14 protein-coding genes and 1 tRNA gene are annotated in these 16,190 nt (G+C 72.4%); 6 read left to right on the top strand and 9 right to left on the bottom strand.

Annotated features, from left to right (window positions below; genetic code table 11):
* Positions 1–72 precede the first annotated feature (72 nt).
* Positions 73–669, top strand: coding sequence for a histidine phosphatase family protein (locus ACZ7G3_RS06810; protein WP_470923715.1), 597 nt, complete (start codon positions 73–75; stop codon positions 667–669).
* 287 nt (positions 670–956) lie between these two features.
* Here ACZ7G3_RS06810 and ACZ7G3_RS06805 read toward each other — a convergent pair whose 3' ends face one another.
* Positions 957–2,540 carry a hypothetical protein gene (locus ACZ7G3_RS06805; protein WP_470923713.1) on the bottom strand — a complete coding sequence of 528 codons (1,584 nt, stop codon included), beginning with the start codon at positions 2,538–2,540 and terminating at the stop codon, positions 957–959.
* Positions 2,541–2,834: 294 nt separating this feature from the next.
* Between ACZ7G3_RS06805 and ACZ7G3_RS06800 the strand changes: the two genes are divergently transcribed.
* Together ACZ7G3_RS06800 and ACZ7G3_RS06795 are read left to right on the top strand one after the other, a co-directional pair.
* Positions 2,835–3,218 (top strand): hypothetical protein, encoded by a 384-nt coding sequence (locus tag ACZ7G3_RS06800; protein ID WP_470923711.1) that lies wholly within the window; start codon positions 2,835–2,837, stop codon positions 3,216–3,218.
* A 56-nt stretch (positions 3,219–3,274) separates the two neighbouring features.
* Complete coding sequence (locus ACZ7G3_RS06795; RefSeq protein ID WP_470923709.1) at positions 3,275–4,144, top strand: spermidine synthase; 870 nt, start codon at positions 3,275–3,277, stop codon at positions 4,142–4,144.
* Positions 4,145–4,248: 104 nt separating this feature from the next.
* Here ACZ7G3_RS06795 and ACZ7G3_RS06790 read toward each other — a convergent pair whose 3' ends face one another.
* On the bottom strand, positions 4,249–4,815 hold the full coding sequence (locus tag ACZ7G3_RS06790) for a hypothetical protein (RefSeq protein ID WP_470923707.1): 567 nt from the start codon (positions 4,813–4,815) through the stop codon (positions 4,249–4,251).
* A gap of 120 nt (positions 4,816–4,935) precedes the next feature.
* On the opposite strand from ACZ7G3_RS06790, the gene ACZ7G3_RS06785 reads away from it, so the two are divergent.
* Both ACZ7G3_RS06785 and ACZ7G3_RS06780 read left to right on the top strand, forming a co-directional pair.
* Positions 4,936–5,673, top strand: coding sequence for a response regulator transcription factor (locus ACZ7G3_RS06785; RefSeq protein ID WP_470923705.1), 738 nt, complete (start codon positions 4,936–4,938; stop codon positions 5,671–5,673).
* Positions 5,670–7,100 carry a sensor histidine kinase gene (locus ACZ7G3_RS06780; RefSeq protein ID WP_470923703.1) on the top strand — a complete coding sequence of 477 codons (1,431 nt, stop codon included), beginning with the start codon at positions 5,670–5,672 and terminating at the stop codon, positions 7,098–7,100. Before ACZ7G3_RS06785 ends, ACZ7G3_RS06780 begins: the two co-directional genes overlap by 4 nt.
* A 172-nt stretch (positions 7,101–7,272) precedes the next feature.
* Here the strand turns inward: ACZ7G3_RS06780 and ACZ7G3_RS06775 are convergent, their stop codons facing one another.
* The 4 genes from ACZ7G3_RS06775 to ACZ7G3_RS06760 form a co-directional block, all read right to left on the bottom strand.
* Positions 7,273–8,712, bottom strand: coding sequence for a GH1 family beta-glucosidase (locus ACZ7G3_RS06775; RefSeq protein ID WP_470923701.1), 1,440 nt, complete (start codon positions 8,710–8,712; stop codon positions 7,273–7,275).
* 112 nt (positions 8,713–8,824) lie between these two features.
* The gene (locus ACZ7G3_RS06770) at positions 8,825–9,733 is read right to left on the bottom strand and encodes a carbohydrate ABC transporter permease (protein ID WP_470923699.1); all 909 of its coding nucleotides are present in this window, start codon (positions 9,731–9,733) and stop codon (positions 8,825–8,827) included.
* A 12-nt stretch (positions 9,734–9,745) separates the two neighbouring features.
* A complete protein-coding gene (locus tag ACZ7G3_RS06765; protein ID WP_426517249.1) occupies positions 9,746–10,756 on the bottom strand; it encodes a carbohydrate ABC transporter permease in 1,011 nt (336 codons plus the stop codon).
* A gap of 5 nt (positions 10,757–10,761) precedes the next feature.
* A complete protein-coding gene (locus ACZ7G3_RS06760; protein WP_470923697.1) occupies positions 10,762–12,087 on the bottom strand; it encodes an ABC transporter substrate-binding protein in 1,326 nt (441 codons plus the stop codon).
* Between the two features lie 363 nt (positions 12,088–12,450).
* On the opposite strand from ACZ7G3_RS06760, the gene ACZ7G3_RS06755 reads away from it, so the two are divergent.
* Entirely contained in the window at positions 12,451–13,506 is a 1,056-nt protein-coding gene (locus ACZ7G3_RS06755) for a LacI family DNA-binding transcriptional regulator (RefSeq protein WP_470923695.1), read from the top strand.
* Positions 13,507–13,703: 197 nt separating this feature from the next.
* On the opposite strand, the gene ACZ7G3_RS06750 is transcribed toward ACZ7G3_RS06755, so the two are convergent.
* The 3 genes from ACZ7G3_RS06750 to ACZ7G3_RS06740 all read right to left on the bottom strand — a co-directional run bounded on the left by ACZ7G3_RS06750 (position 13,704) and on the right by ACZ7G3_RS06740 (position 15,847).
* Positions 13,704–13,776 (bottom strand) — tRNA-His (locus tag ACZ7G3_RS06750).
* 121 nt (positions 13,777–13,897) lie between these two features.
* Positions 13,898–14,500, bottom strand: a complete 603-nt coding sequence (gene orn, locus ACZ7G3_RS06745) for an oligoribonuclease (RefSeq protein WP_426601501.1) — start codon at positions 14,498–14,500, stop codon at positions 13,898–13,900.
* A 156-nt stretch (positions 14,501–14,656) separates the two neighbouring features.
* Positions 14,657–15,847, bottom strand: a complete 1,191-nt coding sequence (locus ACZ7G3_RS06740) for a helix-turn-helix domain-containing protein (protein ID WP_426601500.1) — start codon at positions 15,845–15,847, stop codon at positions 14,657–14,659.
* Positions 15,848–16,190 lie beyond the last annotated feature (343 nt).

Raw genomic sequence — 16,190 nt, 5'->3', positions numbered from 1 at the left:
CGGGTTGCCCGTGCACGGCGTGCGCGATGATGGAGGCGTCCCCTCCGACACCCTCCCGGAAAGGCCCCCTTCATGGCACCGCGCATCCTGCTGGCACGGCACGGACAGACGGAGTGGTCACTGTCCGGCAGACACACCGGCAGGACCGACGTGCCGCTTCTGGAAGAGGGCCGGCGCGGCGCCAAACTGCTCGGCGAGCGGCTGCACCGGGCGCCGCTGGAAGGGCTGCCCGGGGTCGAGGTGCGCACCAGCCCGCTGGTCCGCGCGCGGGAGACCTGCGAACTCGCCGGCTTCGGCGAGCGCGCCCAGGCGTGGGACACGCTGATGGAATGGGACTACGGGGCGTACGAGGGCATGACCCCCGACGAGATCCAGGCCGTCCGGCCCGGCTGGCTGATCTGGCGGGACGGGGTTCCCGAGGGGGAGAGCCTGGCGGCCGTCACCGCGCGCGCGGACGAGGTCGTGGCGTGGGCGCGTGAGGCGGACCGCGATGTCCTCGTCTTCGCCCACGGCCACATCCTCCGGTCGATCGGCGCGCGGTGGCTGGGGCTGCCGCTGGACTTCGCGGCGCGGATACGACTGAATCCGACGTCGCTGTCGGTGCTGGGGTGGGCGTACGGGGAGCCGGCGCTGGAGAGCTGGAACGACCTGGGGCACCTGGCCGGCTGACCTCGGTCCGGCCTGGCCCGGCCTGGCCCGGCCTGGCCCGGCCCGGCCTGGCCCGGCCCGGCCTGGCCCGGTCTGGCCCGACCTCGGCCTGGCCCGACCTCGGCCTGGCCCGACCTCGGCCTGGCCCGACCTCGGCCTGGCCCGACCTCGGCCCGGCCCGACCTCGGCCCGGCGCCGGCGCGGGCGGGTGGCGCGCCCCGCCCGGCGTCGTGGGGTGCCTCCCCGTCGCCGACCCGTGCCGCCCGGCGCGGCACGACCGTCCGCGGCTGCCCGGGCGGTGACGGACCTCACGCCGTCCGCGGCAGGGACGCGTGGCGGTCCAGGAAGGGCGCCACACCCGAGGCCCGCCGGTGGGGGAGGAGCACCCGGGCCGTGCCGGCCAGCATCGTACGGATACGGGACGACTGGACCTCGCCCAGGAGGTCCAGGACCCGCATGCCCGCCCCCGCCGCCTCGTCGGGGCGTCCGCCGCGGGCCAGGTCGTCCGCCAGTTCCGCCGAGTACAGCGCGAGGTTCCGGGTGAAGTGCGGGTCCTGCAGACCGGCCGCCCGTCGTGCGTGCCGGGCCGCCCGCGGCCAGTCGCCCAGGGTGGACCAGCACTGCGCCTCCAGCCCCTCCAGCTCGGCCTCGCCGTAGAAGCTCATCCACTCGGGGTCGGCGTCCGAGGCGCCCCGCTCGTAGAAGGCCTGCGCGCGGGCCAGCGCCTGCTCGCAGCCGACGCGGTCGGCGAGCCCCGCCCAGCCGCCCGCCTCGCGCAGCGCCAGCAGGGACATCAGCCGGGCGGAGCCCAGCGGCCGGGCGGCGCGCTGAGCGGCCTGGGCCGCCCGTACCGCCTCGCGCGGCCGGCCGGCGTCGCGGGCCAGGAACGCCATGTTGCAGAAGGCGTGCGCCTCCAGAGCCGGGTCGCCGGTCGTCCGGGCGGTGGCGAGGGCCTCGGCGTAGTGGGAGCGGGCGTCGTCGAAGCGCCCGGAGTCGTGCGCCAGCCAGCCCACGGAGATCGCCAGCTCACCCGCGCCCGAGTAGAGCCGGTCCGCCGTCGCCTGCCGGGTCGCGCCGGCGTCCAGCAGTGCGTACGCGGTGCGCAGCGGGGCCGCCGCGCGCCGGTAGAGACCGTCCGCGCCGTGCCGGTCGTCGAGCAGCCGGATCCGGCGGACGGCTTCTTCGAGGGCGCCCGCGTCGCCCGCCCCGGCCCGGCGCACGGGGCGTCGCGCCGCCGCGGCGTCGAGGGCGAACCCCAGGGGGCCCAGCGAGGCGGCGGCCGCCGTGGCACCGCTCGTCATGAATGCGCGACGCAGCACGTCGCTCTCCTCATTGTCGTCGTGCGTGTCGTACGTGTCGTACGGGTTGTACGGGTCATGGCGGTCGTCCGTGCCATGACGGTCGTGCGGATCACGCCTGTCGTACGGGTCATACGGGTTGTACGTGCCGTGGGGGTCGTGTGGGTCATGCCTGCCTTGTGTGTCGTCCGTGTCCTGCGTGTCCCGCGTCTCATACGCCTCGTCGGGCCCGTGCGTCTCACTTGCGGCGCGCGGTGACCGTTCGGAGTGCGCCGGGAGCGCGTTCTCGACGGCGGGCGCCCGGCGCCCGCGTACCGACGAGCGGGGCGCGAACCCCAGGTCGGTGAGCGTGCGGCCGGGGAACATGTGGAGGAACACCCGCTCGTACGCGTAGTTGGGGCAGCGGATCTCGCCCGCCTCGACCCGCCCGACGTAGCGCGCGTCACAGCTGACCCGCTCGCCGATCTCGCGCGCGGCCCGGCGCACCGCCGCGGCGAACTCGGCCGGCGAGCGCTTTCCGCGCAACCGCCGGAAGGCGAGGTTCGGCCGAGGCGGCCGTTCGGGCTGGGCGGAGGGCACTGTCGTCGACGCCATGGCCGGGTCCTCTCGTGCGAACCGTCGAACCATGCCGGGACAGGGACCGGTGAGGATTCCTCCCTCCGGCAGCCCTGTTTCCGGCGAGCAAGAACGTACCGGCTGTGACCGATCGACCACGCGGTGTTTGGCTACAAACCGGATATCTCATGCTTGATCTGCCATGAAGTGCCATCCTTTACGGCCGAATCGTGCCGTAGCCGTTGACGGTCCCACGCGTTGAACCCTGTGGGCCGGGAGGCTCCCGACTCCCGAGCCGCTCGTCCGAGGAGGAGTTCCGTGGTGGAGGCCGGGATGGATACCAGGTGGATCGGTGATCCCCCCTGTGATGCCTGCGACGTGGTCACCGTGCCGGCCCGGCAGGGCCTGGAGGCGGTCGACATCATCAGGCGCGGTGTCGGTGAGGGGGTGGGCCCGGTGATCCACGACGACGGCTGCGACACCCTGGGGTTCCTGGTGCCCCCGGGCACGGCCGCCGCCTGGGACGTGCCGGGCAGCACCTGCACGGAGACGGACGGCCGAGGACGGCACCTCGACCCGGCCCCCGAGCCTCCCGTGGACGGCTCGGCCTGGCTGCTGCCGCCCGGTGAGGCCGACCCGGCGACCGACCCCGTCGTGCTGCGCGCCGCGCTGGGCGAGGCGGCCCGGCTGATCGAGGCCGCGGACAGCTGCCGCTGAGCCACCCCCGAGAGGTACGGCCGTCGAAGGCGTTCCCGTGCGCCGATAATGGATCGATGGGAAAGTCCAGGAACGCCCGCCGCGGGCGCGCTGCCGCCGAAACCGTCGCCGAGAACGTCGACGGCGGGCTCGCCGAGCTGGTCCCCGACCGGGAACGGACGCGGGCCTGGACGCTGCTGATCGACGGCGCCCCGCAGTCGCACGTGGACCTCGACGACCCGGCGTACCTGTCCTTCGAGTACCAGCGCCGCCTCGGGCACGTCATCGACCTGGCCGCCCCGGCGGGCAGGCCCGTCCAGGCCGTGCACCTCGGCGGCGGCGCCTTCACCCTCGCCCGCTACGTCGCCGCCACCCGCCCCCGCTCCACCCAGCAGGTCGTCGAGAAGGACGTGGGCCTCGTCCAACTGGTCCGCCGGGAGCTCCCCCTGGACCCCGGCGCGCGGATCCGGGTGCGCTCCACCGACGCGCGCGCCGGGCTGGCCAAGGTGCCCGACGGCTGGGCACGGCTGGTCATCGCGGACGTGTTCAGCGGGGCCCGGACCCCGGCCCATCTGACGTCCACCGAGTTCCTCGACGAGGTCCGGCGCGCGCTCGTGCCCGGCGGTGTCTTCGCCGCCAACCTCGCCGACGGCCCGCCGCTCGCCCACCTGCGCGGCCAGATCGCCACCGCCGCCGACCGCTTCCCCGAACTCGCCCTCGTCGCCGACCCGGCCGTGCTGCGCGGCAAACGCTTCGGCAACGCGGTCCTCGTCGCCTCCGACCACCCGCTGCCGGTCGCCGAACTCACCCGCCGCGCCGCCTCCGACCCGCAGCCGGCGCGCGTGGAACACGGCCGCGCGCTGACCGACTTCACCGGCGGCGCCGCACCCGTGACGGACGCGGCGGCGGTGGCCTCCCCGGCACCGCCGGCCTCCGTCTTCCGGTGACACGGGACCCGGTGACCCGGTGACCCGGTGACCCCGGTGACCCGGTGATTCCGACAGGGCACTGAGCAGACTGAGCCGGCCGGGTCCGTCGGGCCCGGCCCGGCTCAGTAGCTTCCGACCTCCACCCGCGGCGGCCCGTCGTGCCAGGTGCAGAACACCGACACCCGGTCCGCGCCCGAGGTGAACTCCACCCGGATCCACGACTCCGTCTTCCACACCTGCATCGACCAGCCCGCGCCCGGCGTCGCCGACACCAGGGAAGCGGACGAGGTACCGAGGTCGAACACCGCGCGGCCGCCGTCCGTGTCGTAACTCCTGACCCGGCCGGAAGCCGTGGGGGCCGGACCGTGGGCGGCGGGAGCCGTGGCCGTCGCCGTCCGCGACGGCGCGGGACTCGGCTCGCGGGGCGGCGTGCTCGGCGCCGACGACGAACTGCCCGACGGGGGCGGCCTCCTGGTGGAGGAGACCGACGACTCCGGGCCGTCGGTGTCCCCCGCGTCGTCCGGTTCCCGCGAGTCGCGCACGGACGCGTCGGCCGCCGTGATGGGCAGGGCGCGGGGACGGTCGTAGGCCGTGCCCGACAACACCGTGTGGACACCCCACCACGACAGCGTGACCGCCGCGCCGGTGGCGAGCAGCCAGGCGAGTACGTGTACGAGTCCTCTGCGCATCGCGGCCATACTGCCGCACGCGTCACACGCGTGTCGCCCGAACCCGGCCGGAACGGGAACGCACCGGAGTTGTCCACAGGGCCCGCACCGGGCTCGCCCGCATGGCGTACGGTGCCGCCCATGGCAAGTGTGCTCGTGGTCGAGGACGACCAGTTCGTACGCTCGGCGCTCATCCGGCAGCTGACCGACGCCTCGCACACCGTGCGCAGCGTCGGGACGGCGCTGGAGGCGCTGCGCGAGGTCGCCCACTTCCGTTTCGACGTGGTGGTCCTCGACCTCGGACTGCCCGACCTGGACGGCTCCGAGGCGCTGAAGATGCTGCGCGGCATCACCGACGTACCGGTGATCGTCGCCACCGCCCGGGACGACGAGGCGGAGGTCGTACGGCTGTTGAACGCGGGCGCGGACGACTACCTCACCAAGCCGTTCTCCGTCGAGCACCTGTCGGCCCGGATGGCGGCCGTACTGCGCCGCGCCCGGACCGGCGCCGCTCAGGCGGCACCGCCGGCCGTCATCCGGGTCGGCGGCCTCACCGTCGACCCGCTGCGCCGCCAGGCCGAACTGGACGGCACGCGACTCGACCTGACCCGCCGTGAGTTCGACCTGCTCGCCTTCCTGGCCGGCCGGCCGGGAGTCGTCGTCCCCCGCAAGGAACTGCTGGCCGAGGTCTGGCAGCAGTCCTACGGCGACGACCAGACCATCGACGTCCATCTGTCCTGGCTGCGGCGCAAACTCGGTGAGACCGCGGCCCGGCCGCGTTACCTGCACACCCTGCGCGGTGTCGGCGTGAAACTGGAGCCGCCCACGCAGCCGCCCACGGGGCCGGCGACGCTTCCCGGAGCGGAGCCGCCACGATGAGGTGGGCCCTGGTCAAGGTGTCGCTGGCGGTCACCGCGATGGTCGTGGTCGCCTTCGCGGTCCCGCTGGGACTGGTCGTCCGGGAGATGGCCCGCGACCGCGCCCTCACCAACGCCGAGCGCGAGGCCGCCGCCGTCGCCCCGGCGCTGTCTATCACCACCGACCGCGACCAGTTGGAGCGCGTCGTCGCCTCCGCCGGCTCGGACGCCGGGATGGCCGTGCACGTACCGGCGTCCGGCGAGGCGAGCGGCGCCACCGACACCGGGCGGCGCACCACCGGCATCGGCCGGCAGCGCGCCACCGACGAGGACATCGCCGCCGTGCGCCGGATGGGGCGCGCCTCCACCACGGAGGTCACCGGCGGTTCCACGCTGCTCCAGCCGGTCGCGCTCAGCTCCGGCGAGATCGCCGTCGTCGAGGTGTACGTCCCCGAGTCCGAGGTCACCAACGGCGTCGGCACGGCCTGGGCGGTGCTCGCCGCGGTCGGCGCCGCCCTGATCGTCGGCTCGGTCGCCGTCGCCGACCGGCTGGGCGTACGGATGGTGCAGCCCGCGCGGCGCCTGGTCGAGGGCGCGCACGAGCTGGGGGAGGGGAAACTGGGCGCCCGGGTGCCCGTGGAGGGGCCGAACGAACTGCGGCTCGCGGCGGTCGCGTTCAACTCCATGGCCGACCAGGTCGTCCAGCTCCTGGCCAACGAGCGGGAACTGGCCGCCGACCTGTCCCACCGACTCCGTACCCCGCTCACCGTGCTGCGGCTCAACGCCGCCTCGCTCGGCGACGGACCGGCCGCCGACCAGACCCGGGCCGCCGTCGAGCAGCTGGAACGCGAGGTCGACACGATCATCCGCACCGCCCGGGACGCCAAGCCGCAGACGGCCGCGGCCGGTCCCGGAGCCGGGTGCGACGCGGCCGAGGTGGTCCGGGAGCGGATGGGGTTCTGGTCCGCGCTCGCCGAGGACGAGGGCCGCAAGTGGCGGGTGGCCGGCACCGACCGGCCGGTGCGCATACCCGTGGCCCGCGCCGACCTGGCCGCCGCCCTCGACGCCCTGCTCGGCAACGTCTTCCGGCACACCCCCGAGGGCACCGCCTTCGCCGTCGACCTGCACAACGGCGAGGACGCGGTGATCGTGCTCGTCTCGGACGCGGGCCCCGGCATCTCCGACCCCGAGGCGGCGATGGCCCGCGGCCGGGGCTCGGGCAGCGACGGATCCACGGGCCTCGGCCTGGACATCGTGCGCCGGCTCGCCGAGTCGACGGGCGGTGACGTGAGGATCGGCTCCTCCGTGCTGGGCGGCACCGAGGTGCGGATCTGGATCCAGCTGAACGGGCGGGCGGCGACGGGACGGCGCGGACACCGCGGGACCGTACGCCGCCGCCGGCAACCCCGGCCGGCGCCGGCCACCGACCGGACCCGATCCCTTCGCTGAGCGCGCCCACGGGTCGCCCGGCCCCGGCCCGTCTCCGGCGGAGGCGGGAACGTCACGATCGGCGTCAGCGACGTCGCCGGCGGGACAACCACCCGGCGCACATGACATCCCGCAAGCGGGGGGGCGGCACCCCCCCGTGGAATGCCGCGCCCCCGCCTCCCGGGACAGTGGACTACTCGGCCGGCTCCACCGGCGGCAGGGAGCCCGTCCGGGCCGCCCGCCCGTACCACAGGGCGCTCGACTTCGGAATGCGCTGCTGGGTGACGTAGTCGACGTACACCGCGCCGAACCGCTTCTCGTAGCCGTAGGCCCACTCGAAGTTGTCCAGCAGGGACCACAGGTAGTAGCCGCGGACGTCGGCGCCGTCGGCGATGGCCCGGCGGACCGCCCTGAGGTGGCCGTCCAGGTAGGCGACCCGCTCGGGGTCGTGCACCGTGCCGTCCGCGCCGGGCTTGTCGTCGTAGGCGGCGCCGTTCTCGCTGATGTACAGCGGCAGTCCGGGAGCCTCACGGTTGTAGCGCATGATCAGCTCGTGCAGGCCGGTCGGGTCGACGCTCCAGCCCATCTCCGTGCGCTCGCCGGGCGGCTGGTGGAACGTCACGTCCTCGGTGGCCGGCCACGGCGAGTGGTCGCTCTCGCCGTGTCCACCGGAGTTCGGGACGTGCGAACCCGCGTCCGCCGCCGACACCACGGTCGGCGTGTAGTAGTTGAGGCAGAACGCGTCCAGCGGCTGGCGGATCAGGCCCAGGTCGCCGTCCTCGACGTGAGACCAGTCGGTGACGGACGCCGTCGCCTCCAGCAGGGTCTGCGGGTAGGTGCCGTGCAGGATCGGGCCGTGGAAGATCCCGCCGGACAGGTCGTCGATCTTCTGCGCGGCCGCCAGGTCCGCCGGGCTCTGCGACAGCGGCCGGACCACGGAGGTGTTGAGGCTGATCGCCACCGAGTTGCGGGCCGGCATCACCGAACGCAGCGCCACCGTGCCCAGGCCGTGCGCCAGGTTCAGGTGGTGCGCCGCGCGCAGCGAGGCCGCCGGGTCGGTACGGCCGGGGGCGTGCACCCCGGAGGCGTAGCCCAGGAAGGCGGCGCACCACGGCTCGTTGAGCGTGATCCACTGCTCCACCCGGTCACCGAGCGCCTCGCCGACGATCTGCGCGTACTCGGCGAACCGGTACGCCGTGTCCCGCGCCGGCCAGCCGCCCGCGTCCTCCAGCTCCTGCGGCAGGTCCCAGTGGTAGAGCGTGACGGCCGGCTTGATCCCGGCGGCCAGCAGCTCGTCCACCAGGCGGCGGTAGAAGTCCAGGCCGCGCTGGACGGCGGGGCCGCGGCCGGTCGGCTGCACCCGGGGCCAGGAGACGGAGAAGCGGTAGGCGCTGAGACCCAGATCCTTCATCAGCGCCACGTCGTCGCGGTAGCGGTGGTAGTGGTCGACAGCGATGTCACCGGTCTCGCCGCCGGCCGTCTTCCCCGGCGTATGGCTGAAGGTGTCCCAGATCGAGGGGGTACGGCCGTCCTCCTGGACCGCGCCCTCGATCTGGTACGCCGAGGTCGCGGCGCCCCACAGGAAGGCAGGGGGGAAGGTCACCGGGGTCACCGGCGTTGCGGACTCAAGCATGGAAGCGCTCCCATAGCGGGTCGTGGCTGGTCGTGGAAGACCGACGGGTACGAAGGACGAGGGGGGAAGGCGGGGCCGGGGCGGCGGTGACCCGACCCCCGCGGGCGCGGCGTCAGCCCTTGACGGCGCCCTGCATGATGCCGCCCACGATCTGCTTGCCGAAGATCGCGAAGACCAGCAGCAGGGGCAGCGTACCGAGCAGCGCGCCGGCCATGATCAGGGCCTGGTCGGGGGTGAAACCGCGGCCGAGGCCCGCCACCGCGACCTGCACGGTCGGGCTGCCGGTCTGTGTCAACACCAGGAACGGCCACAGGAAGTCGTTCCACACCTGCACGAACATCAGCATGCCCAGCACGGCCATCGCGGGCCGCGCCGTCGGGAACACCACGTGCCAGATCACGCGCCAGCTGCTGGCGCCGTCCACGCGGGCCGCCTCGATGATCTCGTCCGGCAGCGCCTGGAGCAGGTACTGCCGCATGAAGAACACGCCGAACGCGCTGACCAGCGACGGGAAGATCACCGCCTGGAGCTGGTCGGTCCAGTCGAGCTCGGCGACCATCATGTACAGCGGGATGACGCTGAGCTGCGGCGGCACCGTCATCGTGCCGACCACGATCAGCATCAGGGCGTTGCGGCCCTTGAACCGCAGCTTGGCGAAGGCGAAGCCGGCGACCGTCGACAGCAGGACGACGGTGATCGACGAGATCCCCGCCACGATGGTGGTGTTGAGGATCGCCTCGCCCAGGTTGGCGTCCTTCCAGGCGATCTCCAGTTTGTCGAAGAGGTTGGCGCCGAACCAGAACGGCGGCGGCGTCTGGGCCAGGCGCTGGTTGTCGCGGGAGGCGGCGATCGCCGTCCACACCAGCGGGAACAGCGAGCCGATGGTGAACACGGCGAGGATGATGTACGCGATCGGTCCGGCGTGGTGCTGCCCGCCGGCCCGGGACGCCTTGGACCGCAGGCGCCGCCTGGGCGGCTCGGATGCCGGCTCGGCCGGGGGTTTCGTCAGGGTCGTCGTCACGGCCGGTTCTCCTTAACTACTGGCGCGCAGCCGGCGCGAGATGACGTAGTTGACGAGCCCGATCACGATGAGGATCAGGAACATCGTCCAGGCGATCGCGGAGGCGCGGCCCAGGTGCTGGTTGATCCAGCCCTGCTCGTACATGTACAGGCCGAGCGTCTGGAACTGGTGCTGGGAGCCGCCCGACGCGCCCCGGTTGGCGTCGAACAGCAGCGGCTCGCCGAACAGCTGCGAGGCGCCGATGGTCGACACGATGACCGTGAAGAGGATCGTCGGACGCAGCTGGGGCAGGGTGACGTGGATGAACTGCCGCCAACGGCTGGCACCGTCCAGCGCCGCGGACTCGTACAGCTCCTGCGGGATCGCCTGCATCGCCGCCAGGTAGATCAGCGCGTTGTAGCCGGTCCAGCGCCAGACGACGATCGTGGAGACGGCGATCTGGGAGGCCCACTTGTCGTTCTGCCAGTCGATCTTGCCCAGGCCGACCGAGTCGAGCGCCCAGTTGATCATGCCGTAGTCGCGGCCGAAGAGCAGGATGAAGACCAGCGAGGCGGCGGCGATCGAGGTGGCGTACGGCGCCAGCATCACGACGCGGTAGAAGGTGGAGCCGCGCAGCTTGTAGTTGAGGATGTGCGCCAGGCCCATCGCCATCAGGAGCTGCGGCACCGTGGAGATGATGCCGATGGTCAGCGTGTTCTTCGCGGCGTTCCAGAAGAAGTCGTCGTCGAAGAGCCTGGTGAAGTTCTTCAGGCCCACCCACTCCATGTCGGTGGGCGCCGTCAGCTGCACCGAGTGCAGCGAGGCCCAGCCGGTGTAGAGCAGCGGGAACAGGCCGAACGCGGCGAAGAGCAGGAAGAACGGGGAGACGAACGCGTACGGGCTCCAGCGCATGTCCCGCTGCCAGCGGCGGGAGAGCCGGGCCCGCTTCTTCGCCGCCTCGGGGGAGACCGCGTCACCGGGCGGTCGGCCCGGGGCCGCGCCCCCCTTCGAGGGGGGCGCGGCGGTGTCGTGCCGGGTGGTCATTCCGGTCACTTCTCCAGGTTGTTGTCGATGGTCTTGGTGGCGTTCTCCCAGGCATCCTTGGGCGACTTGCCCTGGGTGACGAGGATGACGCCGTTGTCGGTCAGACCCTGCTGGATGATCTGGTCCTTCGGGCCGATCACCTGGGCCGGGATGGCGTCGGCGGCCTTGGCGAAGATGTCACCGAGCGGCGTGTCACCGGTCATCTCGTTCTTGGCGTCCGTCACCTGGGGCAGCTTGTACGCGGCCGGGGCGCTCGGGAAGCTGCCCTGCACGGCGAACAGCTTGGCCTGCTGCTCCGGAGCGGTCAGCCAGGCCACCAGCTTCTCCGACTCCTTCACGTTCTTGCCGCTCTTGGGCACGCCCAGGAAGGAGCCGCCCCAGTTGCCGGACTTCGGCGCCGCGGCCACGTCCCACTTGCCGGCCGCCTCGGGCTGGGACTTGGCCTTGATGGTGCCGAGCATCCACGGCGGGCAGGCGACGGTGGCGAACAGGTTGTTGGAGATGGTCTGTTCCCAGGCCGGCTGGAACTGGGTCTGCGCCTGGACCAGGCCCTTCTCGGCGGCCTCCGCAGTCAGGTCGAAGGCCTTCTTGACGGCGGGGTTGGTCTTGTAGATGACCTTGCCGGAGGCGTCGTAGAACTTCTCCTCCTCACTGCTGAGGATGGCGTTGATCAGACCGCCGGGCGAGTCCATGAAGTAGGTGTCCTTGCCGGCACCCTTCTTGTACTTCTCGCCGGTCTCGACGAACTTGTTCCAGTCGCCGGCCCACAGCGCGCTGACCTCGTCGCGGTCGGTCGGCAGGCCCGCCTTCTCGAAGAGGTCCTTGCGGTAGCAGATCGCCATGGGGCCGACGTCGGTGCCGAGACCGACCGCCTTGCCGTCCTTGGTGATGCCCTGCTTCCACTTCCAGTCCAGCCAGCTGCTCGCCTGCACGCCCTGGACCTTGGACATGTCCACGAACTTGTCGGCCTGGGTCTCGACGATCTCGTTGATGTTGCCGACCTCGATGGCCTGGATGTCCTGCAGGCCGCTCTCGGTGGTGAGGTGGTTGACCAGAGCGGGGTAGTAGTTCTCGTTCCGCTCGGTGACGGTCTCCTCGATGTTGATGTCGGGGTTGAGCTTCTCGTACTCCTCGTAGAGCCCGGCCTCCTTGAAGCCCATGGTGCCGAACAGGCCGAGGGTGATGGTGGTCTTGCCGCTGCTGTCGCCCGACGACGTGCTGTCCTCGTCGTTGCCGTCGTCGGCGCAGCCGGCCAGCAGCCCGGCGCCCAGCGACGCGATGGCCGCGACGACCACCGCCTTGCGGGCGGATCGTGTACGTGCTGCTCGCATTGCGTCCTCCTGTTGCCCTGACGTGCCGACCCCCCGGCCAACTACATGGTTGGGCCCGCTGCTTCATGTCGTTCGTTCGTCGCTGCGGCTCGGGCGGGGAACGTGCGGGATGTGTATGTGCCAGGTAGTGTGGGAGCGCTCCCACAAGTGATGTGTTGAAGAGTCGTCGGTCCGGGCGAGGGTGTCAAGGGAGCGGACGCGGCGAAACGCGTTCAGTTATCGGCCTGTTAACTGGACGTGTCGAGCGGCGCGGAGACACCTCCGGGCGGCGGGCGACGGCCCGGAGCCGGTCATTACACCCGACCGGCCTGTTAAATTCCAGGCCAGCCGCAGAGTGCGGGGTGTCGACGGGAGGCGGAGCCGATGGCAGGCCACGGAGCGCGTGGGCGGAGCGGTGGCCGGCCCACCCTCGAAGAGGTGGCGGCACGGGCGGGCGTCGGCCGCGGCACGGTCTCCCGGGTGATCAACGGCTCGCCCCGGGTCAGCGACGCGACCCGGGCGGCGGTCGAGGCGGCGGTCGCGGAACTCGGTTACGTACCGAACACGGCGGCCCGCGCGCTGGCCGCCAACCGTACGGACGCGATCGCGCTGGTGGTGCCCGAACCGGAGACCCGGTTCTTCGCGGAACCGTACTTCTCGGGCATGCTGAAGGGTGTCGGCTCGGAACTGTCCGACACCGAGATGCAGTTGCTGCTGATCTTCGCGGGCAGCGACCGGGAGCGGCGGCGGCTGGCCCAGTACCTGGCCGCGCACCGCGTGGACGGCGTCCTGCTGGTCTCGGTGCACGCCGACGACCCGCTGCCCGACCTGCTGTCCCAGCTGGAGATCCCCGCGGTGATCAGCGGCCCGCGCTCGGCCGCGGAGTCGCTGGCGTCGGTGGACTCGGACAACTTCGGCGGTGCCCGCTCGGCCGTCGAGCACCTGCTGTCGCGCGGCCGGCGCCACATCGCGCACATCACCGGACGCCTCGACGTCTACGGTGCCCAGCGGCGCGTCGACGGCTACCGCGAGGCTCTGCGCGACGCGGGCCACCCCGCGGACGAGCAGCTGATCGAGGCGGGGGACTTCACCGAGGGGGGCGGGCGCCGCGCCATGCTGGAGCTGCTGCGCCGCCGCCCGGAGGTGGACGCGGTCTTCGCCGCCTCGGACGTCACCGCGGCCGGTGCCCGCCAGGCCCTGCGTGAGATGGGCCGGCGCATTCCGGACGACGTGGCGCTGGTCGGCTACGACGACTCGGCCATCGCCCGCCACATGGAGCCGCCGCTGACCAGTGTGCGGCAGCCCATCGAGGAGATGGGCCGCGCGATGATAGACCTGCTGCTGACCGAGATCGCGGATCGTCGTCCGGCGGTCTCGCGGGGACTGGAGCGGCATCAGGTGGTGCTGGCGACGGAGCTGGTGGAGCGCAGGTCGTCGTGAGGCCGCGGCGGCGGGGCCGCGCGTGATCCTCCGCGCGACGGCCGGACTGCCGTACTGCCCGACCGTTTGATCGTTCGCCGGGCCGATGGCCCGATGGCCCGATGGCCCGATCTCCGCCGGTCCGACCGCTCCGGCGTGCTCCGCCAACGCGAATCAGCCGGTGGCCTTCTTCGGAAGGCCACCGGCTGATTACTCAGGGTGAGTGACGGGACTTGAACCCGCGGCATCCTGGACCACAACCAGGTGCTCTACCAGCTGAGCTACACCCACCAAGGCCGGTAGTCGAATCCCGCGTGGTGGGGTTCCCCGACCGGCTGAGAAAAAGTGTACAGGGTCCGAAGGGGTGCTCGCGCCAGGCTTTTCGGGACACCGCTCTCCGGCCGTCCGGCAGCTACTCGGCGGACCTGACGTGCTTCGCGGCGATCGCCTTCGCGGTGTCGCTGTCGGGGCCCGGCTGCGGGACGAAGACCGCTTCCCGGTAGTAGCGCAGTTCGGCGATGGATTCGCGGATGTCGGCGAGCGCGCGGTGGTTGCCGGTCTTCTCGGGGCTGTTGAAGTACGCCCGCGGGTACCAGCGGCGGGCCAGCTCCTTGATCGAGGAGACGTCGACGATCCGGTAGTGGAGGTAGCTCTCCAGTGCCGCCATGTCCCTCAGCAGGAAGCCGCGGTCGGTGCCGACCGAGTTGCCGCACAGCGGGGCCTTGCCCGGCTCCTTCACGTGCTCCCTCACATACGCCAGGACCTGAGCCTCGGCGTCCGCCAGCGTCGTCCCACCGTCGAGCTCCGCGAGCAGGCCGGACGCGGTGTGCATCTGACGCACCACCTCCGGCATCGTCTCCAGCGCCCGATCCGGCGGGCGGATGACGATGTCGATCCCCTCGCCGAGGATGTTCAGCTCGGAGTCGGTGACGAGGGCGGCAACCTCGATGAGCGCGTCGTCGGACAGCGAGAGGCCGGTCATCTCGCAGTCGATCCACACCATGCGATCGTTCATGCGGCCACTTTACGGTGGGTGCATGTTTCCCGGACCCCGGCGTCGGTGCGGGCCTCTCCGGGGGCTGCCGCCCCCGGGCCCCCGCTTCGGCCCGGACGGCCTCGTCCTCGAACGCCGGACGGGCTGAGTGGGTCTGCCCGTCCGGCGTTCACGGGGTCACGGCGCGCTGCGCTGGCCCGGCAGGCTCGCCGCCGTCGGCATCGGTGCCGCCGTGCGGCGGGTCTGGAACGGGACGGCGCTCTCGGGCGGCAGGGCGGCCGGTTCGGGCGGGGCCGGGGGCCGGGAGGCTCCCGCGGTGCCGGCCTCCGGGTCCACCGTTCTCTCGCCCTGCGGGCGGCGGGCCCGGTAGGCGGCCCGGTAGGCGGCCGGCGACGAACCGAGCTGGCGGCGGAAGTGGCCGCGCAGGGCCACCGGCGAGCGGAAGCCGCAGCGGCCCGCGACCTCGTCCACCGAGTAGTCGGACGTCTCCAGCAGGCGCTGCGCCTGGAGCACCCGCTGGGTGATCAGCCACTGCAGCGGCGCACTGCCGGTCAGGGAGCGGAAGCGGCGGTCGAAGGTGCGGCGGCTCATGTAGGCGCGGGCCGCCAGCGTCTCCACGTCGAACTGTTCGTGGAGGTGTTCCAGTGCCCAGGCGACGACCTCGGCGAGCGGGTCGGCACCGATCTCCTCCGGTAAAGACCTGTCGAGGTAGCGCTCCTGCCCGCCCGAGCGGCGCGGCGGGACCACCAGCCGGCGGGCCAGCGCGCCGGCCGCCTCGTTGCCGTGGTCCGTGCGCACGATGTGCAGGCACAGGTCGATGCCGGCCGCCGTGCCCGCCGACGTCAGCACGTCCCCGTCGTCCACGAACAGCTCGCGCGGATCGACGTGCACCGACGGATAGCGCTTGGCCAGCGTCGGCGCGTACATCCAGTGGGTGGTGGCGGGCCGGCCGTCCAGCAGGCCGGCCGCGGCGAGCACGAAGGCGCCGGTGCACAGCCCGACTATGCGGGCACCCTCCTCGTGCGCTCTGCGCAGGGCGTCGAGCGCCTCCTCCGGCGGCGGAGAGGTGATCGACCGCCAGGCGGGCACCACGACGGTGCCGGCCCGCGAGATCGCCTCCAGACCCTGTGGCGCGGTGAGTTCCAGGCCCCCTGTGGTCCGCAGCGGGCCTTCCTCGCCGGCGCACACCAGCAGTCGGTAGCGCGGCACGCCGGCGTCCTGGCGGTCGATCCCGAACACCGACAGCGGTATGGAACTCTCGAAGATGGGGCCGCCGCTGAACAGCAGCACCGCGACGATCTCCTTGCGGCGTCGCCCGGTGAGCTTCCGGGCCGCGGATTCCGGCGCGGCAGTGGAGTCGTGGCCCATAACTGCTAAGCCCCCCTCGGTGGTCGCGGCGCCCTGGTCCTTTCGGGTCTGTCGCTCCAACACGTTTCCCCTCGGTCCTGCACGAGTCCCCCGCCGTAGACAGTCAAGATCGAATCTACTGTGTCCCGTCGAGCCGAGGTGGCCGGTTCGGCACTTGGGACATTGTCGACATGGCAACTTGGCGTGAAGCAGTCGATCACGAAGCGTTGCACTCCGGGGCGCCACAGGGAAGTACGCCTTGTGTCAGTGGCCAATCCCCGTAGGGTGCGCATGGGCCCTGAGACCCTTTCCGTGCAGGTGGAACGGGGTATGGGGGGTGGGTGGGGACCGGGACGTACCACCG

It is taken from the genome of Streptomyces sp. NPDC037271 (assembly GCF_055603605.1).
Note: the sequence above shows the minus strand (reverse complement) of the source record. Positions and strands in the feature narration are given on the sequence as shown.